Annotated in this window: 14 protein-coding genes; 2 read left to right on the top strand and 12 right to left on the bottom strand. The window is 61.5% G+C overall.

The window, feature by feature from the left end; all coding sequences use genetic code 11:
- The first annotated feature begins 41 nt into the window (after positions 1-41).
- Positions 42-890, top strand: a complete 849-nt coding sequence (locus SANT_RS04360; protein ID WP_025421082.1) for a transporter substrate-binding domain-containing protein — start codon at positions 42-44, stop codon at positions 888-890.
- Positions 891-1,028: 138 nt separating this feature from the next.
- Here SANT_RS04360 and amiC read toward each other — a convergent pair whose 3' ends face one another.
- Positions 1,029-2,288, bottom strand: coding sequence for an N-acetylmuramoyl-L-alanine amidase AmiC (amiC, locus tag SANT_RS04355; RefSeq protein ID WP_025421081.1), 1,260 nt, complete (start codon positions 2,286-2,288; stop codon positions 1,029-1,031).
- Between the two features lie 234 nt (positions 2,289-2,522).
- Here amiC and argA point away from each other — a divergent pair, with 234 nt between their 5' ends.
- Positions 2,523-3,866 (top strand): amino-acid N-acetyltransferase, encoded by a 1,344-nt coding sequence (gene argA, locus SANT_RS04350; RefSeq protein WP_025421080.1) that lies wholly within the window; start codon positions 2,523-2,525, stop codon positions 3,864-3,866.
- 138 nt (positions 3,867-4,004) lie between these two features.
- Here the strand turns inward: argA and recD are convergent, their stop codons facing one another.
- The 11 genes from recD to ptsP form a co-directional block, all read right to left on the bottom strand.
- On the bottom strand, positions 4,005-5,882 hold the full coding sequence (gene recD, locus SANT_RS04345) for an exodeoxyribonuclease V subunit alpha (RefSeq protein ID WP_025421079.1): 1,878 nt from the start codon (positions 5,880-5,882) through the stop codon (positions 4,005-4,007).
- Positions 5,883-6,172: 290 nt separating this feature from the next.
- The gene (recB, locus tag SANT_RS04340) at positions 6,173-9,733 is read right to left on the bottom strand and encodes an exodeoxyribonuclease V subunit beta (RefSeq protein WP_025421078.1); all 3,561 of its coding nucleotides are present in this window, start codon (positions 9,731-9,733) and stop codon (positions 6,173-6,175) included.
- Positions 9,705-12,626, bottom strand: a complete 2,922-nt coding sequence (ptrA, locus tag SANT_RS04335) for a pitrilysin (RefSeq protein ID WP_025421077.1) — start codon at positions 12,624-12,626, stop codon at positions 9,705-9,707. The genes recB and ptrA overlap by 29 nt, the downstream gene beginning before the upstream one ends.
- Positions 12,627-12,754: 128 nt before the next feature.
- Entirely contained in the window at positions 12,755-16,159 is a 3,405-nt protein-coding gene (gene recC, locus SANT_RS04330) for an exodeoxyribonuclease V subunit gamma (protein ID WP_025421076.1), read from the bottom strand.
- Between the two features lie 86 nt (positions 16,160-16,245).
- Positions 16,246-16,623: a prepilin-type N-terminal cleavage/methylation domain-containing protein gene (locus SANT_RS24450; protein ID WP_071882064.1), complete on the bottom strand. Its 378-nt coding sequence runs from the start codon at positions 16,621-16,623 to the stop codon at positions 16,246-16,248.
- A 420-nt stretch (positions 16,624-17,043) separates the two neighbouring features.
- Entirely contained in the window at positions 17,044-17,577 is a 534-nt protein-coding gene (locus SANT_RS04320; protein WP_025421074.1) for a DUF2509 family protein, read from the bottom strand.
- Positions 17,574-18,233, bottom strand: a complete 660-nt coding sequence (locus SANT_RS22835; protein WP_025421073.1) for a prepilin-type N-terminal cleavage/methylation domain-containing protein — start codon at positions 18,231-18,233, stop codon at positions 17,574-17,576. The genes SANT_RS04320 and SANT_RS22835 overlap by 4 nt, the downstream gene beginning before the upstream one ends.
- A complete protein-coding gene (locus tag SANT_RS24010; RefSeq protein WP_025421072.1) occupies positions 18,227-18,739 on the bottom strand; it encodes a prepilin-type N-terminal cleavage/methylation domain-containing protein in 513 nt (170 codons plus the stop codon). The genes SANT_RS22835 and SANT_RS24010 overlap by 7 nt, the downstream gene beginning before the upstream one ends.
- A 375-nt stretch (positions 18,740-19,114) precedes the next feature.
- Positions 19,115-19,909 carry a thymidylate synthase gene (gene thyA / locus SANT_RS04305; RefSeq protein ID WP_025421071.1) on the bottom strand — a complete coding sequence of 265 codons (795 nt, stop codon included), beginning with the start codon at positions 19,907-19,909 and terminating at the stop codon, positions 19,115-19,117.
- A gap of 6 nt (positions 19,910-19,915) precedes the next feature.
- Entirely contained in the window at positions 19,916-20,788 is an 873-nt protein-coding gene (gene lgt, locus SANT_RS04300) for a prolipoprotein diacylglyceryl transferase (RefSeq protein WP_025421070.1), read from the bottom strand.
- A 175-nt stretch (positions 20,789-20,963) separates the two neighbouring features.
- Positions 20,964-23,210, bottom strand: coding sequence for a phosphoenolpyruvate--protein phosphotransferase (ptsP, locus tag SANT_RS04295; protein WP_025421069.1), 2,247 nt, complete (start codon positions 23,208-23,210; stop codon positions 20,964-20,966).
- Positions 23,211-23,222 lie beyond the last annotated feature (12 nt).

Below are 23,222 nucleotides of genomic sequence, written 5' to 3'. Positions count from 1 at the left end.
CCGGCGCGCCGGCCGTTATCCTCTGTAACCGGAACTCGTCTATGAAACAGCCTAGCGTTATCGCCGCCGCGTTGGCAGTCGCCCTCGCCTTCACGACATTCGCCGCCGATGCCCAGGACGGGCAACGGGTGCGCGTCGCGATCGAAGGTGCGTTTCCTCCCTGGAACGCCCTCGACTCCCACGGTCAGTTGCAAGGATTTGACGTGGATCTTATCCACGATCTGTGCAGGCGGGCCAAAGTGGAATGTCAATTGGAAAGTGGCGCCTGGGCCACGCTGGTACCGGGCCTTAACGTGGGTAAATATGATTTGGTGATGACGCTGGGCATCAATGAAAAACGTAAAAAAGTGGTGGATTTCACCGTGCCTTACGCCAGCGGCGTCGCCAGTTTTCTGGTGCTGAAAAACGGGCCGTTGGCGTCGATGCCGATGCGTGGCGAACGGCTAAACCTTAACGATAAAACCCGCGCGGATCCGGTGATGGCGACGCTTGGCGCTATGCTGAAAGGCAAAACGGTCGGGGTAGTGCAATCCACCAGCCACGAGCAACTGATGAAAACTTACTTCGGCGATGACGTCACGGTACGCACCTATCGCAGTTCGGCGGAGCGGGATCTGGATCTCAAGGCAGGCCGTATCGACGCCGGTTTTGATAGCGGAGTGTATGCCCGGTCGGTGATGGCGAAACCCGGCAACGACACGCTTATTAATGCCGGACCGGATCTCAAAGGCGCGATGCTCGCCACCGATGTCGCAATGGGCATGCGCAAAGGGGATACCCGTCTGAAAGCCACCTTTGACGCGGCTATCACCGCCGCCGCGCACGATGGCGTGATCCGCCAGCTGTCGCAGAAATGGAGCAAAATGGACCTGACGCCGGATCTGCCTTGATAGGGTGCCCGCGCGGCTCCGTTATCGTCGGAGTTCGCAACACATGGGCCAAACCCGGCTCCGGCGCTCGCGCAGGCCGGCCTGGAGCGCGGAGGTGAGAAGCAGCCACATCAGGCAGCCATTTCCAAGCGCGGCGTTTTAGCGCCGCGCCAGTACGCCTCCGGCGGCAAAATAGGCTTTGATACCCGCCAAAATCGCTTCCGCCATCTGTTGCTGATACCGGGCGGTACGCAGCCGCCGTTCTTCTTGAATATTGCTGATGAATGCCGTCTCCACCAGAATCGAGGGAATATCCGGCGCTTTCAAAACCGCAAAACCCGCCTGATCGACGCTCTTTTTATGCAATTGGGTGATCTTGCCCACATGATTTAACACATGTTTACCGAATTTTAGGCTGTCGTTGATGGTAGCGGTCTGCATCAAATCGAAAATCGTATGATCCAAATAGCGATCGCCGCTTTTGCTCACGCCGCCTATCTCATCGGCGGCGTTTTGCGTTTGGGCCAGATAGCGGGCCGCGGCGCTGGTGGCCCCTTTAGTGGATAACGCGAATACCGAGGCGCCGTGGGCGGTGCGGCGGGTAAATGCATCGGCGTGTATTGAAACGAACAAATCCGCCCGCTGCTTACGCGCCTTGGCTACCCGCACCTTCAGCGGGATAAACACATCCTCATTACGGGTCATGTAGACCTGCATATTCGGCTCGCGTTTAATCAGCGCGCTCAGGCGGCGGGCTATCTGTAGAACAATATCCTTTTCACGGGTTTTATATTTGCCGATAGCGCCGGGATCTTCGCCGCCGTGGCCCGGATCGAGCATCACCACCACCGGTCGATCGCGCCCGGCCTTCCCGGCCTGCGGCGCCTGGGATTCCGGCGGCAGGGTGCGCGCCAGATCGCCCTTGTTATAATCTTCCAGCAGCGCCAGTAGCGGGTCGTCCTGCACCGCGGAACGGCTGCCCTGGTGCGGGTAAAGATCCAGCACCAGCCGGTGGCGGAAGCCGTGGGCCGGCGCCAGCGTCAGAAAACGCGGCGCCACTTTCTGTTTCAGCTCCAGCACCAGCCGCACGGTTTGGCCATCGAACTGGCCGACCCGCACCTGGCTAATATAGGGGTCTTCCGGCCGCACCTTGCCGCTGAGCTGGCTGAGCATCGAATTGAGCCGCAGCCCTTCGATATCCAGCACCAGCCTCTCCGGGCCGCTCAAGGTGAAGGTGCGGTATTTCAAGGTGACGTTCGATTCCAGCGTCACGCGGGTATAGCTAGAGGCGGGCCAAATGCGCACCGCCACAATGGTTGGGGTGGCGGCGAAGCCAACCCGGCTGACGCTTAGCAACCAGGTGGCGGCCACGCCCTGCAACAAATGTCGGCGCGCGCGGTTGTGTTCTGAATCAGGCATAACGCCCCGGTAATAACATGTGCATTATCTGAAAAACCAATCGTTTATCGTTAACGGCGGAAACTTTAACCAAACCGCCGGCCGCTGTCATCCCGAAAAGGCCAGACATGGGCGGTGCGGAGCGGACTTTGCGCATCTTTACAAAGTGGGCTACTGTAAATCGGGACTTGCCAAGCGGGGGTTAAAAGAATAAAAATACACAAAATCAGAATAATCATTCACAGAGGGTAGGCCGTGAAGGAACGCAGTACAGAATTGGTTCAGGGTTTTCGCCATACGGTTCCTTATATCAATGCACACCGTGGCAAAACCTTTGTCGTTATGCTGGGCGGCGAAGCCATCGAGCATGAAAATTTCGCCAGTATTGTTAATGACATCGGCCTGTTGCACAGCCTGGGTATCCGCCTGGTGCTGGTGTACGGCGCCCGGCCGCAAATCGACGCCAATCTGGCGGTACATCATCTTGAGCCGATTTACCACAAACATACCCGCGTCACCGACGCCCCCACCCTCGAACGGGTGAAGCAGGCCGCCGGCCAGCTACAGCTGGATATCACCGCCCGACTGTCGATGAGCTTGAATAATACGCCGCTGCAGGGCGCGCACATCAATGTGGTGAGCGGCAATTTTATTATTGCCCAGCCCTTGGGCGTGGATGATGGCGTGGACTATTGCCACAGCGGCCGCATCCGCCGTATCGATGATGAGGCGATTCACCGCCAGTTGGACGGCGGTGCCATCGTCCTTCTCGGCCCGGTGGCGGTTTCGGTCACCGGCGAAAGTTTTAATCTCACCTCCGAAGAGGTGGCGACGCAGCTGGCTATCAAGCTGAAAGCAGAAAAGATTATCGGCTTTTGCTCGTCGCAGGGCGTGATTGGCGAAGACGACGATATTATTTCCGAACTGTTCCCCAACGACGCCCAGCGGCGCATCGAACAGTTGGAAGCGCGCGGCGATTACCATTCCGGCACCGTGCGCTTTCTGCGGGGTGCGGTAAAAGCCTGCCGCAGTGGCGTGCGGCGCTGCCATCTTATTAGTTATCAAGAAGATGGCGCGCTGGTGCAAGAGCTTTTTTCCCGCGACGGCATCGGCACGCAGATTGTGATGGAAAGCGCCGAGCAGGTGCGGCGGGCCACCATCAACGATATCGGCGGCATTCTGGCGCTCATTCGTCCGCTGGAGCAGCAGGGGATTTTGGTGCGCCGCTCTCGCGAGCAGTTGGAGATGGAAATCGACAAATTTACCATAATCGAACGGGACAACATGACCATCGCCTGCGCGGCGCTTTATCCCTTTCCCGATGAGCAGATAGGGGAAATGGCCTGCGTGGCGGTGCATCCCGATTATCGCAGTTCGTCACGCGGCGAGATGCTGTTGACGCGCATCGCGCAACAGGCGCGTCGAATGGGGCTGAAGAAACTGTTTGTACTCACTACCCGCAGCATTCACTGGTTTCAAGAGCGCGGCTTCACCCCGGCGGAAGTGGATATACTGCCGAACCAAAAAAAAGCGCTGTATAACTACCAGCGCCGATCTAAAATTCTGGTGGCCGACCTTGAGACGCGGGACGGCCGTTAAACGATAAAGCGATCGAAACGGCGAAGTGACAGGACGGCCACGGTGCGGTGAGGCAATCCTAACGGCCAGCACGCGGGACGGCCGTTGAGCCTGATACCGTGGGACCGGCGGGCCAGGCGAAAAACATCGCCGCGCGCGTCAGCGGTCATCGGCTGGCTGCGGCGGTACCGCCTGGCCCGCAGCCAGCCGCTCGATTAGGCCGCTGCGCCGCTGGGTTTTGGTTGCCATGGCGTGTTGCAATACCTCGTCGGTCGCGTACAGGGACAACCGCGCACGCGCGCGCGTGACCGCGGTATACAGCAATTCTCGCGTTAACACCGGCAAGATCTGATTGGGTAACGCCAGCGCGGTATGGTGGAATTCCGACCCCTGGGATTTATGCACGGTCATCGCGAATGCCGTCTCATGCTCCGGCAGTCGGCTTAGCGGCACCGCTTTGACACCGCCGTCCGGCAGGGAGAAATGCACGCGCAACGTCTGTTCGCCATCCCAGAGCAAGATCCCAATATCGCCGTTATACAGCCCCAGCGACGGCGCATTGCGTACGATCATCACCGGCCGCCCCGCGTAGCTGCGCCCGGCATTGCCGAGGGCAAGCAGCCCCGCCCGGCTCAAGGCCAGCTCAATACGGTCGTTCAGACCGGCGACGCCAAAAGGCCCTTCCCGCAGCGCGCACAGCAGGCGGAAACGGTTAAAGGCGTCCAGAATCGCGGCCGGCGCCTCATGATTGCGCACCCGCGCCAAATAGTCCCGATAGCCCTCGACGCAGTCGTCCAGCATACGCTGATAATCCGCCGTCTCACGCAGCGGCGTGTAGACGACATCCGCCGCGGTGCCGGCGTTAAGCAGCGCCAGCGCATCCTTGGCGTCGCCGGCGTTGATAGCATTTGCCAGCCGGCCAATGCCGGACCCTTCATCGAAGCGGTAGCTTTTACGCAGCAGACATAAACTATCGGCAACGCCATAACCGCCGCCGCCCGTACCCGCCGGCAGCGTAAAGCCCGTTAGCCGCATCAGCTCCGCGCGGCGCGCGGGGCTGTAACCGGCCTCGGCGAACTGGCAGATATCGCCCAGCACCGCTCCCGCCTCCACCGAGGATAGCTGACATCGATCCCCCAGGAAGATCACCCGCGCTTGCGGCGGCAGCGCCGCAATCACATTGGCCATCATCGGCAAATCAACCATTGATGCTTCATCAATGATGAGAATATCCACATGCAGCGGGTTTCCACGGTGATAGCGCATCCGCTGGCTATTGGGCTGCGCCCCGAGCAAGCGGTGCAGCGTTATCGCCTCGCGCGGCAATCGCTGTTTCTGCTCTTCATCCAGCTCCAGACGCTGTAGGGCCAGGCCGAGGGATTCGCTCAGGCGCGCTGCCGCTTTTCCGGTGGGGGCCGCCATTAACATGCGCGCACGGCCGCCGTCGCTCAACTGCAACAGGGCCGCCAGGAGCTTCGCCACCGTGGAGGTCTTGCCGGTGCCCGGCCCGCCCGATATTAGCGCCACCGGGTGCGTTATCGCGACCGCCGCGGCGATTTTTTGCCAGTCGATTCCCGCGCCGTCGCCGGGAAAGTAGCGCGCCAGCACCGCAGCGAGGGCGGTTTCGTCGCCGGCTACCGGCGGTCGCGGCCGGTTGAAGAACTGTGCCACCGCGCATTCATGCCGCCACATGCGCTGTAAATACAGGCGCTGGTTATCCAGCACCAGCGGTGTTGGACGTGAACCGTCGCTCACCGCGTTGGACGCCAGCAGGTGCTGCTGCCAGTCGTCAAGAGAGGGGCTACCGGCCCGCAGCCAGGCCTGCTGCGCCAGCGTCGGCATCCGGCCGTCAAACAGCTTCGCCGGCGTTAATAGCGCCAGCGGCAGGCAAACATGGCCGGCGCCGGCATCGGCGCTGAGGCAGGCGCTGGCCAACATCAGCGCGGGCTCGGCGGGCGTGGCCAGCATACGGGCGAATTGGACGTCCAGCGGCCGGAACAAACGCAACCGTTGCGCTTCGGCAAGAATCTCTTCCATCTATAAAGTCTCCTGCGTTAGCCGCTTTGCACCGCCGCCGACCGCGCGTCGGCGCTGAGCAACCGTAGCGCCTCGGCAACAATGTTTTCCATCGACAAGCTTCCTTCGTCAGCCGCTTTGCGCCGCCGCCGACCACGCTTCGGCGCTGAGCAACCGTAGCGCCTCGGCAACAATGTTTTCCATCGACAAGCTTCTTTCGTTAGCCGCTTTGCGCCGCCGCCGACCGCGCGTCGGCGCTGAGCAACCGTAGCGCCTCGGCAACAATGTTTTCCATCGACAAGCTTCCTTCGTCAGCCGCTTTGCGCCGCCGGCCGCGTTTCGCCGGTAAATAAGCGGTCTAGTCCGTCGATTAAGGCCATGTCCGGCCGGCAATGGAACACGCCATTACCCGGTTGCGCTGCGTCGATGCCGCGCAGAAACAGATAATATACCCCGCCGAAATCGCGCTGGTAATCATAATCCACCAGGCGGTGGCGCAAAAAGCGATGCAGCGCCAGCGTATAAAGCTGGTACTGCAACTCATAACGATGGGCGATCATCGCCTGCTCCATCGCCGGCAAGGTGTAGGCGGCACTCTCCTCCCCCAACCAGTTGGATTTATAGTCCAGCAGGTAATAACGGCCTTGCCAGCGGAAAACCAGGTCGATAAATCCTTTCAGCATCCCTTTGACCTGCGGAAAATCCAGCGGTGGGCAGCGTGCCGAAAGCGGATCGTAGCGCTTGCAGAGCAGATCCAGATCGCGCGCCTGCACCACCGCATCGATAGGCAGATAAAACGGCAATTCAGCAAGGCGGCTGTCGGGCGCCAGATGCGCGAGAGAAAGCGACCCGCCATCCAGCGGCATGGCGATAATGCTCTCCATCCAGTGCGTTAGCACCGGCAGCCAAACGGCGTCGATGCCCTGCTGCGCCAACTGCTCGCTCAGGCACTGCGGGTCCAACGGCCGGTTGAAATCCAACGTTTCAAATAGACCGTGCAAAAACGTCCCCGGCGACGCGCCGCGCGGAAAGGTATGCGGCGTCAACTGTAGCCTTTCCTGCTGCCCGCCCTCCCCCGCGGCATCTACGTCCAACCGCGGTTGCAGCTCCATCACCGCCGAGCTGCCGTGCCGTTGCAGACCGGAATAGCTCGTGACCCGCCAGGGATCGCGCGGCGGCGCGGGCCAGTTGCGGGCGCTTAGCGCGGGAGCGGGCTCGGGGGCGGGTCTCAGCGGTTGCGCCGGTTCGGCCTGCGCCTCGCACAGGGCAATATCGCCGTCGGCGCGCGCCACCAGCGCTACCAGCCGATCGTGCAGCTCATCCGCATCGCCATCCTGCCCCTGCTGAATCAGGTAACCGGGTGCGCTCAAATGCAGATCGCTGGCGCCGGTTTTTTTGCGGCTGCCGCGATACAACGGTGCGATGCCCAGACTGCAATGGTAGATAGAACGCGTTAGCGCCACGTAAAACAGACGCAAATCTTCCGCCAGCCGCTCTTCCTCCGCCAGCCGTAAACTCTCTTGCGCCGCGCTGAGATCCAGCCAGGCTCCGTACGCCTGGCGATCGTGAAACAGCGGCCGCTTTTGCACGCGAAAATCGGCCGCGAACGGCAGGAACACCAGCGGGAACTCCAGACCTTTGGATTTATGCACCGTAATGATTTGCACCAGATGACGATCGCTTTCCAGCCGCAATTGCTGATTCGTCGCCTGTGGATTAGGGGATTCCACTTGCAGCGCCAGCCAGCGGACCAGCGCAAATTCGTTCTCCAGTTGCGTCGAGGCTTCCTGTAGCAGTTCTCCCAAATGCAGTACGTCAGTCAGCCGGCGTTCGCCCCCCTGACTTGCCAACAGGTTTTCCGCGATGCGATGGTTTATCATCATTTGACGCAGCATCGGGAGTACGCCGGTTTTTTGCCAGCGCTGGCGATAGTCGGCAAACTCTTCAACCCGCTGCTCCCAGCGGCGTTCATCGTTATTCAGCGCATCAATAGTCGCGGCATCAAAACCCAGCAGCCCGGTGGCCAGCGCGCGGCGCAGCGCGGTATCCTTCTCCGGCGTCAACACCGCCTGGAGGATCCATTGCAGTTCGCGCGCCTCGGGCGTCTCGAAAACGCTGTCCCGGTTGGAGAGATACACCGCCGGGATCATCAGCGCCGCCAGCGCGTCGCGTATCAGCGCCGCTTCGTTGCGGTTGCGCACCAGTACCGTAATATCCGACGCCTGCAGCGGCTGACGGCCCCGACGCCCTTCAAGCCAGGCTTCGCCTTGGCGCGCGGCGTAAAGCCAGTCGCGAATGGTGGCGGCACACTGGCGCGCCATGCATTGTTGGTACTCGCTTATGCCTACACCGGCGCCCGGCTGTAGCCAGACGCGCAGCGCCGGCTGAGGCTGATGCCGCACCACCAGCCGCAGGTCGGCATTGCCCGCGGCAGACGCCACCGGCAAAAAGGGAATATCATTGAAAATAAACGGCGCCGGCAAGCTTTGGAACAGTTGATTGACCGCATTGATCATCCCCGGCGCGGAACGCCAGTTGTTATCAAGGGTATAGTGAGCATCCACTTCACTGCGGGCGCGCATATAGGTGAAAATATCCGCGCCGCGAAATGCATAGATAGCCTGTTTCGGGTCGCCTATCAACAGCAGGCCGCAGCAGGGCCGATCGCCGTAAATTTGGCGGAAAATACGGTACTGCTGCGGGTCGGTATCCTGAAACTCATCGATCATCGCCACCGGATAGCGCGTGCGCACCGACGCGGCCAGGGCTTCACCGCCACCGCCGGCCAGCGCCCGGTCCAGGCGACTCAGCAAATCGTCGAACCCCATCTCCGCGCGCCGCCTTTTTTCCTGCTCCAGCGCCTGACGCATTTCCGCCAGCGCCATGACGAAAATCAGCTCGCGCAGCGACAGCCTCTGCTGATAAAAGGCCTCCACTGCGGCAAACAGTTCATGTCGAGGCGGCTCCCCGGCGGTCGTTTTTTCCGCCAGCACCGAGCTTTTAAACCGCGCCAGCTCATCCGGCACCTGATAATCCACGGTGGGCTCACGCGCCCAGCGGTCGACTTTCGCAAGCCAGGTCGGCAGATTTTTGCTGCTATACACCCGACGGTCGAGTTTATGCTCGTCGAGCATCGTCCTAAGCGTCGCTGACGCCGCGCGCCAGTGTGCCTTGAGCGCTTCAATGCCGGCAATGATGCGCCCATGACGCGCCAGGATAGACTCGTTGAGATCGGGCGGATCACGCACCACCGGCGGCTCGCCCTGAAGATAAGGCAGCAGTTCCGCCAGCAGATTTTCCGGCCCCTCCCAGTGCTGCTGCACCATGCGCGCAACGTCCAGCGGCAACGGATAGCAGTGGCGGCGCCAGAAATCAGCGCTCACCTGCTGGCGCAATAACGATTCATCCTCCAGCAAGGTTTGCTGAAATAACATGCCGGATTCGACAGCATTGTGATTCAGCATGCGCTGGCAGAAGCCATGGATGGTATAAATTGCCGCCTCGTCCATCTGCCGCTCCGCCGCCAGCAGATGCAATGCGGCCAGCCGCAGACAGCCGAGCTGCGCCAGCAGCGCCGCCAGTAGCGGATCCTCACTCTTACCCCGCACGCAGGCCAGCCGCAGCCGATGAATATTGTCGCGGATACGGCCGCGCAGCTCCTCGGTGGCGGCCTCGGTAAAGGTCACCACCAATATTTCTTCCACGCTCAAGGGCCGCGGGTACGCCGCCTCGCCGCCCAGCCCAAGCAGCAGCCGCAGGTAAAGCGCCGCCAGGGTATAGGTTTTTCCCGTTCCCGCCGACGCTTCGATGAGACGGGCGCCCTGTAGCGGTAACGTGAGAGGGTTAAGGCTCTCGGCGGTCATCAGCGCCATCGGCTTCCTTTGGTTGCACCGGCAGCGCCTGTTGCAGCGCTGACGCATCGGAAAACAGATCCCAGCCGGTGGGGTGAGCGTAATCGGCGGTATCGTTACCCGCGCCGACGCCGGAAATTTGCGACAGCAGGGCCAGCCCCTGCTGCTTGATAACCGCCCGCTGGAAATAATCGCTCAGCTGCGGCTGGGTCAGCGTCCGCAAACGGGCAATCAGACGAGCGCGCGTATCAAAGCGCATATTATCGCGATCCAGATCGCCGGTATAGAGATCCACCTCTTCGCCCAGCGTCTGGGGCTTCTGCTGTAGCTGGGCTATTACGCCTTGCTTGTATTGCTCGAAATCCGTCGGGTCCAGCGTGTTCAGCCGCTGGCCGGCCTGAGTGAAAAACGCCAGATAGCGCTGGTAAAGATAGGCCGGCTGATAGCGGCCGCTTTGCAGTACAAACCCGACGCCTGCCCGATCGCCGACGAAAATAGGCAGCATAAACACGGCATAGCCCAGCTGCTCCTGGGTACGCAATTGCTTGTAAAACCAGGATTCGACAATCTGCGACAGCAGATAACTGCACGCCATTCCTTCGATACGGTCATAACCGAGGGGAACATAGACCGCCGCCAGGGCGGAATCGGTGCTATCGAGCCGCTTCTGGATAAGCGCCCGCAGCGGAGCATTAACGGTGGCCTTATCGGCCCGCCGCCAGTCGGTGCCGGTCAGCCCCAGGCGTTCCTTCAGCCCACGCGCCAGCGTTTCCGCCCGCTCGGGGGTCAGATTCCCCACCACCAGCACGTCCAGCGCGGTGGGTTTGATAAGCGTTGCGCGATAATCCATCACCTCTTGTAGCGTAATGCCGTCGATAAGCGCCCGTCGCGCGTCGCGCTCGACATAGGGAATGTCGGAGAGGACCTTGGCCGGAATGATCGCTTGGGAGTAGGCTTTGCTCTTATCCGTACCGTCCAACTGCTGGCGATACCAGGTCTTGGCCTGCTGTAGCTGCTGCGCCGTCGGGGCTATCGCCAGATAGCGGTCCAGCAGCGCATTCACCAGCGGCACCAAGCGCTGGGTGTAGCCGCTGGCCTTGATGGTCAGACCGTTGTTGACGTAAGAGGAAAAGCTGATGCCGCCCACATAGGCCTGATTGCTCAGCTCCGCCAGTTCAAGATTGGAAAGATAGTCGTTTAACGAATACAGCACCTGATTACGTGCACTGCCCATGGCCGCGGCATTGCGAAAATTCAACGTAATATCCGCACGCGGCTCGTCGGCAAACGCGCGGCTCGGCATATAGTGCAACCGTAGCCCCGGCTCGTCGATGAGGGTTTCAGGGTGTTCGGGATGATTCGCGCTGCGGATCAGGCTGAAATCGTTGGCGATATAAGGATTAAGCGCCGGCAGCGAAAGCGTGATGGCCCGCTCCAGGTGTCGCCAGCGGGCGATTTGTACCGGCGTCATTTTACTCACTTGATAAGGGGCATCGACAAAGTAGGCGGTCTTGTCGTGCGGCGCGTCCGGGCTGATGAACCAGACGCGGGCATGCTGCGGCTTCATGGCGTCGAGGCGCGCGCCGATGGCGGCCGGATCGTAGCGGTCGGCCAGATAGGAGGCATCCAGCACATGTTGCACCGGCACCCGCAGCATGGAATCCACCAGCCATTCGATATAGTCCATATTGCGGGTCATCACCGGGAAACGGAAATCCTGGTCCAGCACATGGGCTATCTCGTCAAAATAGTGGCGCTGAATCCCCTGATGCCGCAGCAATGAAAGATAGGCAAAAATGGCCGCCACCACCCGGTCGCGCTGCGCATACCCTTTGTCGGAAAGGGAGGCGGCGATGGCGAAAACCCCGCCGTTGCGATTAACCATGGGATCGGCGCCGGCGTCGATAGCGTCCGCCAGCCCCTCTTTTTGCAGCCAGTCCGCCAGGGTTCCCGGGCTGCGGTTGCCGATGAGATAGCTGATGTAAGTATCGGTTTTGCTGCGAAACGCGGCGCTGTTGTTGGCAATGGGAAACTCGATGCGCAACATCTTTCGCGGCTGGACCGGCTGGTAATGGATAACAATACCGGTTTGCGCGGCGGTCACCGCCGGTACGGTGATGGGCGGCACCGACGCCCGGTGGTTGGCGATGTGCCCAAAGGTAGCGGCCGCCAGCTTCGCCATGTCGGGCAGCGGTTGATTGCTGTAAATGACCGCTACCATCAAGTTGGCCGAATAATAACGTTTGTAGAAATGCTGGAGCGCATCGTGCAATTTGCTGTCTGGCTTATCGCTCAAGGTGTCAAGATTGCCGCCTGAGAAGCGCGAACCCGGGTGAGCCGGATTCATGGTTTCAGACCGGATCTGCGCCATGCGCAGGCCGTCGCTGGCGCGCGCCATTCTGAGCTCGGCATCCACCGCATGGCGCTCCTTATCGGCGTAAACCGGATCCAGCCGCGGTGCGGCGATAGCGTCCGCCAGCCGGTCGATGGCCGGCTGCAGCGCATCGTTTTCCACCTCCAAATAAAAGGCCGTTCTGTAGGACGCGGTGCTGGCATTATGATCGCCGCCGTGCTTTTTCAGGAATTCCGAAAGATTTTCCGGCTCTGGATAATGGCGCGACCCCATCAGGATCATATGCTCCAGATAGTGGGCCAGGCCAAGCTGATTGTGCGGATTCTCCAGTGACCCTACCGGCACGGCCACCGCCGCAAGCGACTTGACCGCTTCTTTATCGCTCACCAACAGCACCGTCATGCCGTTATCCAGCCGGATGGCCTGATAGTGGCGGGGATCTTGACTGCTCTTGTGGATGGCTTCTGGCACCGGTTGCCATCCGCTTTGCGCCCATCCTGGCGCCGCCGTGCTCAAAAAAAACAGTGCGAAACCCAATAACCCGTTAACCAGTTTCAACATTCCACTCTCCGATAGCTGCCTTCCGGGCCGTTCCTGACCACAGTCTTTTTTTAAGTGACACATACGTGCAAGATAACCACATCACTGCGCTTGCCGCCGTCGCCGAGGCGGCGCACCGGACGCTTGCCTCAGGCTTTCTTTTCGCGTTTCGCCGGCTCGCTCTGCGCCAGATTGAACATAAAGGGTGGCAGCAAATACCGTTCAGCGGCCGATATAATCGCCTCAATATGTTGTTCCTCCAGCTGACGCATCAACCGCTGCAGATACGGATCCTCGCCTTCGCCGGGAACATGGCCATTCCCCTGCCAAGCCTGGATAAGTTTATCACGGGCCTGCCGCTGCCGGCTCTCGTCGCGGTCGATGCTCTGCGTTACCGGGTCGTAACACTGGCTTAGCCATGCGCCACCCGCGCGGGGTAACAGCAGCAGCGGCGACGCCATACCCTGACAGTAGCCGGAAACCAGCGAAAGTAAAAACGCTTTCGCCCGGCAGGCGGGCAGCGGCGCGAAATGCCACTCGCCGCGCGTACCGAACATCCGGCTCTCGCCTTCGCCGCCCATGGCGCAGTAGGCCAGGTGCTCTACCCACAGCAGCAGCCCGTCCCGGGCCGACAGCGTGCCGGGACGCCAGCGCAGCAAGCCATTCGCCTGGACCCGCGGCAGCCAGCCGGAGAGCGTCACCGCGTCCAGCGTCAAAAAGACCTCAACACTGTGCGTTTCCGGCAATCGCCACGTCCGCACCTGCTCAGAGAGCGCGGTCATCTCCTGGCACTGCTTGGCCCAATACAGCTCGCCGAACGCGCCATAAGGCAACAGGCCGGCGGCGCGCACCTGGCGGAACAGCCGATCGGTGCTGTCCCCGTCGATAAGGGCATTCACCAGCCGGTCATTGAGCTGATAGCGGGTCAGACCGTCGATGACAAAGGGTTCATCAGCCGCCAGCTCAAGGGAGGTTTGGTGAAAGGAGACTGCCAGGCGCTGCACAAACCAGGCGCGCACCGGGTGGCGATAAAAGCGCAGCAGCTCATCCAGCGCCAGCGCTTCGCAGGGCGGCGCCGTCAACGGCGCGACAAAATCCGGCTGCGGCTCGCCCTCGGCGCCGGCGGCCGGCAGCCACTCGTCGGCGAAGCTTTGGGACTCGCTGCCGGGCAGAAAATTCTCCGGCGCGAAAGGCATGCGGCTATGCCACTGCCACAGATGCGCGCGCACCCGGTCAGCGCTACTCTCGGCATCGGCATGCTCGTCGCCGGGTAAATGGAAGCTTTGCGCAATATAATCGCTCAACTCGCTTACCAGCACCGACGGATAACGCGGCGTATTATCCTGAATGGCACGGCCGATAAAACTGATATACAACCGCTGCTGCGCGGATAACAGCGCCTCCAGGAACAGATAGCGGTCATCGTCGCGCCGGCTGCGATCGCCGCGCTGTGGCTGCTGCGCCATCAGGTCGAACCCCGCCGGCGGCAGCGTGCGCGGATAAACGCCGTCGTTCATACCCAGCAGGCAGACCACCCGAAACGGAATTGAGCGCATTGGCATCAGCGTACAAAAGTTGATGGTGCCGGCCAGAAAGCGCTGGCTGACCCGCTCCTGATCCAGCCGCGCGGCCAGCTCGTCTTGCAGCAGCGTCACCGGCACCGGCTGGTCATATCCCACCTGCAAACCGCATTGCAGCACCTGCTGCCATTGATTTTCCAGCAGCGCCAGCGCCGCTTCCGCCTCGGCGTCGGGGGCAAAGAAATCCTCGATCATTTCGCGGGCGCAGCCAAGCCAGGCGTCAAGGGCGCGGGGCTGGGCAAGTCGGTCGCGCCAATGGCGCAGCCGCATCAACAGCTCAGCCAGTTGGCCGACCAGACCGGCTATCAAGCCGCTGGATTCGTCGTAGGGCAAAATGCCCTGCCAATCGCCGCTCTCGCTGTCCATCGCATAGCCCAGCAGCATGCGGGTCAAACCAAATTGCCAAGTATGCTGGCCGGTGGCGGGCAGCATCAGTTCGCGCAGCGTATCATCGTCCAGCCCCCAGCGAATGCCGGACTCCGCCACCCATAGGCGCAGCAGTTGAAGCCCCTGCTCATCAATGGCGAAGCGGGCCGCCAGCGCCGGCACTTCCAGCAACGCCAGCACCTGCTCGGCGGCAAAGCGGCTGCGCGGTAATTCCAGCAGGCTGAGAAACGCCGGCAAAACAGGATGGAGATGCCGCGCGCGCCTGTCGGAAATGGCAAACGGCAGGTAGCGCTCGCCGCCGGCACTGCCGAACACCGCCTGGATTGCCGGCGTATAACGGTCGATATCGGCCACCATGACAATCACGTCGCGCGGGCGCAGCGTCGGGTCTTCCGCTATCATCGCCAGCAGGCTGTCGTGCAGCACTTCCACTTCCCGCTGCGGACTATGGCAGACATGCAGGCTCAGCGAGCGGTCATCCAGCCGCAGCGGCCGCTTACCGCCGCCCTGGGTGAGCGTTTCACCGTCCATGCCAATCACCGCGTGATCCTCAAGGGCCAGGATATCGCGCTGCACCAGGCTTAGCAGGTTATCACCCGCCGGCTCAACAAATGCATTTACCTCGGCAATGCCGTCCATCTGGGCCAGCAGGTAAAGATTATCGCGCCCCTGTTTGCCCCAGGAGGCCAGCAGCGGGTTGCCTGTTTGCTGCTCCCCCAGCGCGTCGAATAGCGCGGCGGCCTGTTCGGGGCGCCGAAACAGCGCCTGCTCCGTCTGCTGCTGATAATGTCGGCGACGGCGGTGCAGCAGCCGCGCCAGAAAAGCGCGATCGCGGATATCCCCCCAGTAATAGCGGCAGGGATTGGTGAACAGCAGATGGATGTCGATATGGCGCCCCAACGCCTGAAGCGCCTGCAGGTAAGTGGGGGGCAGCGCTGAGATGCCGCAGATGAACACTCTATCGGGCAAGCCAGGCGGCCGCGTCTGGCTTTGCGTCAAGGTCTGGATAAAACGCTGATAGAGATTGGCGCGGTGCCACAGCGGCTGCCCCGCCCGTTCCGTCTCCGCCATCAGCGCCCGCCACAAGGGGGCCTGCCAGCGCTGGGCCTCGCCTAAATCGTCGATCGTTTCACCCCGCTGCCAGCTTTCCAGCCAGTCGGGACGATATACCAAATATTGGTCGAAGAGATCCGCCACCCGGGCAGCAAACTGGAACACTTTACGCTTATCATCGTCATCGCGCAGATACTCGCTTATCGCCGCAAAATCCGCCTGCTGGCACAGACGCGGCAGCAGCGTCATCAGCCGCCAGGTCATCGCCGATTTGGCAAATGCGCTTTCGTCAGGAATATCGGGCAGGACGCGGGTGAACATCTGCCAGATAAAGCTGGCCGGCAGAGGAAAGTCAATGTTGGCCGCAATGCCGAAGTGTGCCGCCAACTCCATCTGCATCCACTGCGCCATACCGTTGCTTTGCACCAGAATCACTTCCGGCTGGAAGGGATCGCGCAGCGGCCTGCCCGCAATCAGCGCGGCGGTAAGGGTCTTAAGCAGATCCAGCTGGTTGGAATGATAAACGGTAAACATAAACTCCTCGCCATGCGCGCCTTCTGCCCAAGACTTGTTACGATGCCTGCGCCCACTCTAACGCGATTTGCCCGGAACACAAGCAATCACGTACCTGTTATGTCGGCCGGATTCTGGCAAACCCATTCGTTAAGGCTGACGCGCTCGCCGGTCGGCAGGGTAACCATGGCGGTAACGCGCCGGCAGGCCGCGTCGCAGGATATTTCAATCACGCTAATCCGCCAGCCGAGCGGCTGAGATAGCGCGCCTGGGGCCGTTGGCTGCCGCAGCAGCTCCAGGCGCTGATGGCATAAACTCAGCGCCAGCGAGACATCCTGTAACCGCCGCTGGAACACCGCCAGCCGCTGACGATAATCCAGCAACCCCAGCGCGGTGAGGGCGAGCAGCGCCGTCGCCAGCAGCGCCTCCGCCAGACCGGCGCCCCGCTGTGGATCTGGCCTCCTGCGTCGCTGTCGGTCTCGCATCCCATCTCGCCGCCGCGCCAGTATCATGCCTCGCCATCCCTCTCGCATCCCATCTCGCCGCCGCGCCAGTATCATGCCTCGCCATCCCTCTCGCATCCCATCCCGCCGCCGCGCCAGTATCATGCTCCGCCATTCCTCTCGCATCCCATCCCGCCGCCGCGCCAGTATCATGCTCCGCCATCCCTCTCGCATCCCATCCCGACGCCGCGCCAGTATCATGCTCCGCCATCCCTCTCGCGTCCCGACCCGCCGCGCCAACGTCGCGCTTCGTCGTTTGCTTGATATCCCGTCTCCTCGCCGATTCGGCGTCACGCCGCATTGCTTGGGACGGCCGCTGCGCCGTTGCCGCATTGTCGTCATCGTGCCCCTCCGCGCGCCCTTACCTACGCTATTGCGCCATTAGCCACGCCTGCCGCAGCCTTAGCCCGGGTCAAAATCAAGCCAGCCGTCGTGCCGCGCCCGCAGAAAATACCCCCGCACCCGGTCCGGCGATGCGCCTTCCGCGAGGGAAGCCGCCGGCGCCGGCGGGGGCTCCACACCCGCGGGATCCCTCGGTGCCGTCGGGCAAGCTGCTGCAACAGGATCCTCCGCGGCTGGCGCCACGGCCAAATGCAGCGTGACGCGCCGATAATGCCGCAGCGGCGGCGCCAGCATTGTGCCGCCTCCTTCCCCACGCAGCAGCCAGCCATATCCCCGCCCGCTGACCTGTAGGCAAACCCGCAATGGCGCGGTGGGATGCTGTCGGCATTCGCCGTGCCGGGCAGGCCAATGCTGGCTTAGCCCCCAAGCGAGAGACGATTCCGCCTGGTGAAAAGCCTGCAAATAATGACGCTGCGCCCGCGCCAGCTCCAGCGAAACCTGGAGCGCTCGCTGCCAACTCAACATCGCCAGCAGGCAAAAGCCGCTGAGGAGCGCCAGCGCTAGAACACTGCCGCTACCCCGTTCCCGACTCATAAATTACGCCGCGCCACGACCTGCGTCACGGCGTAGCCGATATCCGGCCGGCGACGGGCGGTCGCGGCAAGATGTATGCGCAACGCACCACCCGCGAGAGCGGTGAATTGCAGCCGGGTCACCGTCAGCTCATCGCTGTTGAACACCTTTTCCCAGCCACCCCCCTGGCAATCACTTACATCACGCTGGGTCTCCAGCGCCCCCCGACGCAGGCGATAGCCGAAGGTGGCGGTGACGAGATGCCCGGATGCATCGCTGCGCGCGTAATAGGCATAACCGACCACGAGACAGGAGCCGGCTGGCTCCCTCAGATACCTGCCGATCCACAGCGCTCGCCCCGCCTTGCCCTGCGGCGAAAAGCCGGCGCGACGCAGATCCTTGACCATGTTCAGCGCATAGAGATCAAGCTGGCGCATCAACTGCAACTGCCGTATCGCCCCTTCGGCACCACGATGCAGTGCGGGAAAAAGGTGCAGCGCCACCGTCAACAGCACGCTGTACGCTGCCAGGGCGGCCAGCAATTCCGGCAGGCTAAAGCCGGCGCAGTCCTCGCCAGCCGACGCGGGCGCGGCCTCGGCGTCGGCCACAGCGGGAAGCGTTACAGCAGGAAGTTGCACCACCGCGGCGCCCGTGCCGCCCGCCCACCCGGTTAGCATGACGGGATCCCCGCCCAGCGCCCCCGCTCGCTGCATAGCCGGACCCGGCCGCGGCCGGAAACCACCACCCGCAGACGCCCCGCCCGATTGCTGAGGACGAAGTGCGCCGCGCTGGCGGTGTGGCGCAGCCCGCCCAGACTCAGCTCGCCCGCCGTCGACAACGACAGGCGAACACCCGTATAGGGAGCAGCGCAACGCGCGGGTTCGCGCCTGGCGCCCGGTGAAGCGCGGCCTAAGCCGCATAGCGGATCGCCCCACAGCTGCCAGCGTTCGCCGACGACCGCAGTGATCCGGCAGCGGCGGTTACCCCAAGCGGCATGCCACTGCTGGCGCACGATAAACTCCATCAGTTGGTGTGCGCTGCTCGCCAGTTGCCGGGCGGACTGATGCTGGCGCCAACCATAACTTCCCGCCAGGATCAACAGCGCGGTCAACGCCAGCGTCAGAAGCAGCTCAGGTAAGGTATAGCCGCTATCGCGGTCGGTATTGTTAAGGGAATCATTCATTGCCGCAGTGTGGCGCGGCGCGCGGCGATGGGCCAGCGGCGAGATTGGGTTATGTAGCGTGTGATGCAATCATTGAGCGGCGAGCAGCAAGTGATACAGCGGCGGCGTGAGCGCCATCACGAACAGGTGTAGGCACATCGCCGCCCGTGCATGAACCTTTTATACGCGAACGGACCGCCGCAAGCGCCATCGCGCGTAGACGCGACTGGACCGCCGTGCGCGTCACCGCTTTTGTGCACGAGAAGACCGCTGCAGGCATCATCGCACTTGAGCACGAGAGGATCGCGGCAGGCGCATTCGCAATTATGCACAAAACGGCCCGCCGCCCGCATTTCATGTTTATGCGCAGACGACCACCGCCCTCGCACGGACGAATTATACCGCGACCGGCGCTTTGATTGCCGGATGCGGGTCATAGCCCGTCAGCTCAAAATCCTCGAAGCGGTAATCGAACAAGGTTGCCGGACGGCGCTTAATCAGCAGCTGCGGCAGCGGCCGCGGATCGCGTGTCAGCTGCAGGTCCGCCTGCTGCAAATGGTTACTGTAGAGATGGGTATCGCCGCCGGTCCAGACGAAATCTCCGACCTGCAAATCGCACTGCTGCGCCAGCATATGTACCAGCAGGGCATAGCTGGCGATATTGAACGGCAGGCCGAGGAAAATATCGCACGAACGCTGGTAGAGCTGACACGATAAGGTGCCGTTGGCAACGTAGAACTGAAATAGCGCATGGCAGGGCGCCAGGGCCATTTTGTCCAGCTCGCCGACGTTCCAGGCGGAGACGATAATGCGGCGGGAATCGGGATCTTGCTTGAGCTGGCGCACCACTTCGGCCAATTGATCTATCTGTCGTCCGTCGCCGGTCCCCCAGGCGCGCCACTGGCGGCCGTACACCGGCCCCAAATCGCCGTTTTCATCCGCCCACTCATCCCAGATGGAAACGTTATTCTGCTGCAAATAGGCAATATTGGTATCGCCGTTAAGGAACCACAGCAGCTCATGGATAATCGATCGCAAATGGCAGCGTTTGGTGGTCACCAGCGGGAACCCCTGGCGCAAATCGAAGCGCATTTGATGGCCGAACACCGACAGGGTGCCGGTGCCGGTACGATCCGCTTTTGGCGTACCCTGCGCGCGCACCCTACGCATCAAATCCAAATACTGTTTCATAATACCTCAGGACATAGGTTGCAGGGGACGGCGGCGGTACGCCCAGACCATCATAATCACGCCGGCCAGTATCATCGGCAGCGATAAAATCTGCCCCATGCTGATGACGCCGCTAAACAGGCCCAGTTGAGCATCCGGCTGGCGGAAAAATTCCACCAGAATCCGAAAGGCGCCGTAGCAAATCAGGAACAAACCGGAGACGCTGCCGATAGGCCGCGGCTTACGGATAAACAGATTGAGAATAATAAACAGCACCACGCCTTCCAGCAGCATCTCGTAAATCTGCGACGGATGGCGAGGCAGCACGCCGTAGCGCTCAAACAGCGCTTGCCACTGCGGATTGGCCGGCAGCAGCGCCAAATCTTCCTCTCGGGAACCGGGAAACAGCATTGCCCAGGGCGTATCGGTGGTGACCCGACCCCACAGCTCGCCGTTGATAAAATTCCCCAAACGGCCGGCGCCCAGGCCGAAGGGTACCATCGGCGCGACAAAATCGGCCACCTGGAAAAAATGGCGGCGGGTGCGATGTGCGAACCACAGCATCACGACGATGACGCCTATTAAGCCGCCGTGGAACGACATGCCGCCGTCCCAGACCTTAAATAGGTAAAGGGGATTATCGAGAAACAGCGGCAGATTATAAAACAGCACATAACCGATACGGCCGCCGAGAAATACCCCGAGAAAACCGGCATAGAGAAGATTCTCGACTTCTTCTTTGCGCCAGCCGCTGCCGGGGCGATTCGCGCGCCGTACCGCCAGCCACATGGCAAAGACGAAGCCCACCAGATACATCAGACCGTACCAGTGCAGGGAAACCGGGCCCAGGGAAAAGATCACCGGGTCAAACTGAGGAAAGGCCAGATAATGGGTCGTCATTCATCACCACAACGTCGTCGTTTTTGTTATCCGGCCGCCGGATGCCGCGGCGGCCGCTGTACATGCCGCGCAGGCGCTTTCCCTGCGCGGCGTGAAGTCGCGTATCATAGCATAGCGGCGCGGCGGCGAGAGTCAGGGGATGTAAATAACCGCCGGCAGGTGTAACGATTCCTGCTCAGCGCCCGCCCCGAATCAGGCCGCCCAGGCCGCGCCGCTCCATGAACGCCGCCACCTGATGGCGGACTTCGATGCTGTTTTGCGCGCCAATGACCCGCTCCGCCAATCCCTGCGCCTCGTTCAGCGCCACATTGCGCAGTAAATACTTGATGCGCGCCACGCTACGGCCGTTCATGCTCAGCGTACGATAGCCCATGCCCGCCAGCAACAACGCGCCCATCGGATCGCCGGCCATTTCGCCACACAGGCTACATGCCAGCCCCAGCCGCGCCGACTCGCTAATGATTTTTTGCAGCACCTGCAACATAGCCGGATGCAGACTATCGTACAACGCCGCCACCCGGGTATTATTGCGATCCACCGCCAACAAATACTGCGTCAGGTCGTTGGTGCCGACCGACAGAAAATCCACCCGGTTCACCAGCGCCGGCAGCATAAACACCATGGCCGGCACTTCCACCATAATACCGATGCGCGGCTTGGGCAGCGCATAGCCCAGCACGTCTTCAACTTCGCGTCCGGCGCGGTCGATGAGCCGGCGCGCTTCGTCAATCTCATCGACGCTGGTTATCATCGGCAGCAGAATACTTAAATTGCCGGTAGCGGCGTTGGCGCGCAGCATCGCGCGCACCTGAATAAGAAAAATCTCGGGCTGGTCAAGGGTAATACGAATACCGCGCCAGCCCAGGCAGGGATTTTCCTCGCTTATCGGCATATAGGGCAGCTGTTTATCGGCGCCGACGTCGAGAGTGCGCAGCGTCACCGATTTACCGGGGAACAATTGCAACATCCCTTGATATTGCGCCACCTGCTCCTCCTCCGAGGGAAAGCCGTTTTGCAACATGAAGGGAATTTCCGTGCGGTACAGGCCGATGCCGTCCACCCGATTATCGAGGCGCTGCTCATGTTCCGCGCTCAAACCGGCGTTGAGCATCACCTGGATGCGTTCGCCGCTTTTCAGCGCCGCCGGCTGCTCCACATCATCTTCCGCCAGCCGGGTGAGTTCACGCTCTTCGCTCACCAGCCGTTGATACTCCTGCACCAGCACCGGCTCGGGATCCACCAGCAGTTCACCGCGGTAGCCGTCGACGATCAGCAAGCGCTGATTAAGCAGCAGCGGCTGAATATCGGCGCCCATCACCGTCGGGATCCCCATCGCCCGCACCAGGATCGCGGCGTGGGAATTGGCGGCACCGTCGCGCACCACCACCCCCACCAGCTTATCCTGCGGCACTTCGGCCAGAAGCGCGGCGCTCAACTCGTCGGCCACCAGCACGAAACGTGACGGCCACTGAACAACATTGCGGGCGCTGTCATCAAGATGGAACAGCAGTCGCTGGCCGAGCGCGCGCAAATCGCCGGCGCGCTCGCGCAAATAGCTGTCGCTTAGCAGCGCGAATTGCTCGGCGAAACGTTCAATCACCAGCTTTACCGCCCACTCAGCCACCGCGCCGCCGTCGATTTCCGCAAACAGATCGCGTTTCAGACGCGCATCATTGAGCAAATGACTGTACAGGTCGAACACCGCCGCGCTGTCTTTCTGCGCGCTGGCGGTAAACCGCTTGCTCAGACGGCGGAATTCGGCGACGGATTCGTTCAGCGCCAGCGTCAGCCGTTCGCGCTCGTGGCCGCTGTCCAGCGACGATGCCTGATAAACCTGATCAAGGGAGGGCTGACTGCTATCCACCCAGCCCTGAGCGATGGCCACCCCCGGCGCGGCCGCCAGGGCGCGGATCCGGGTTTGCCGGTATTGGCTGAACAGCGCGTTGAGCTGCGACTGGGATAGTATGCCGGCCATCTGCGTGGCCAGCGTGACCATAAACGATTCTTCGCTCTCGTCGAACTGCCGGTGCTCGCGCTGCTGCACCACCAGTACGCCGAGCAACTGACGGCGATGAATAATCGGCACGCCGAGAAAGGAACGAAAACGCTCCTCTTTCACCGCCGGAATGTATTTAAAACTGGGATGGGTATGGGCGTCCGCCAGGTTAATCGGCTCAGCCAGCCGTCCGACCAGGCCAACAATTCCTTGGTCGAATGCCAGCGTGATCGTGCGCCCGCGCGGTTTATTCAAACCGCGCGTCGCCATCAGGTAATAGCAGCGACGATCGTTATCGGCCAAATAAACCGAACAGACTTCGGTATTCATCGCTTGACAGGTTTCATTCACCAGAATGTCAAGTGAATCCGACAGACGCGGCGCGGCTGCGACCTTTTCAACGATTTCCCGCAAACGCGTGAGCATAATCTGCGTGAC

This window comes from Sodalis praecaptivus (assembly GCF_000517425.1).
GTDB lineage: Bacteria > Pseudomonadota > Gammaproteobacteria > Enterobacterales > Enterobacteriaceae > Sodalis_A > Sodalis_A praecaptivus.
Note: the sequence above shows the minus strand (reverse complement) of the source record. Positions and strands in the feature narration are given on the sequence as shown.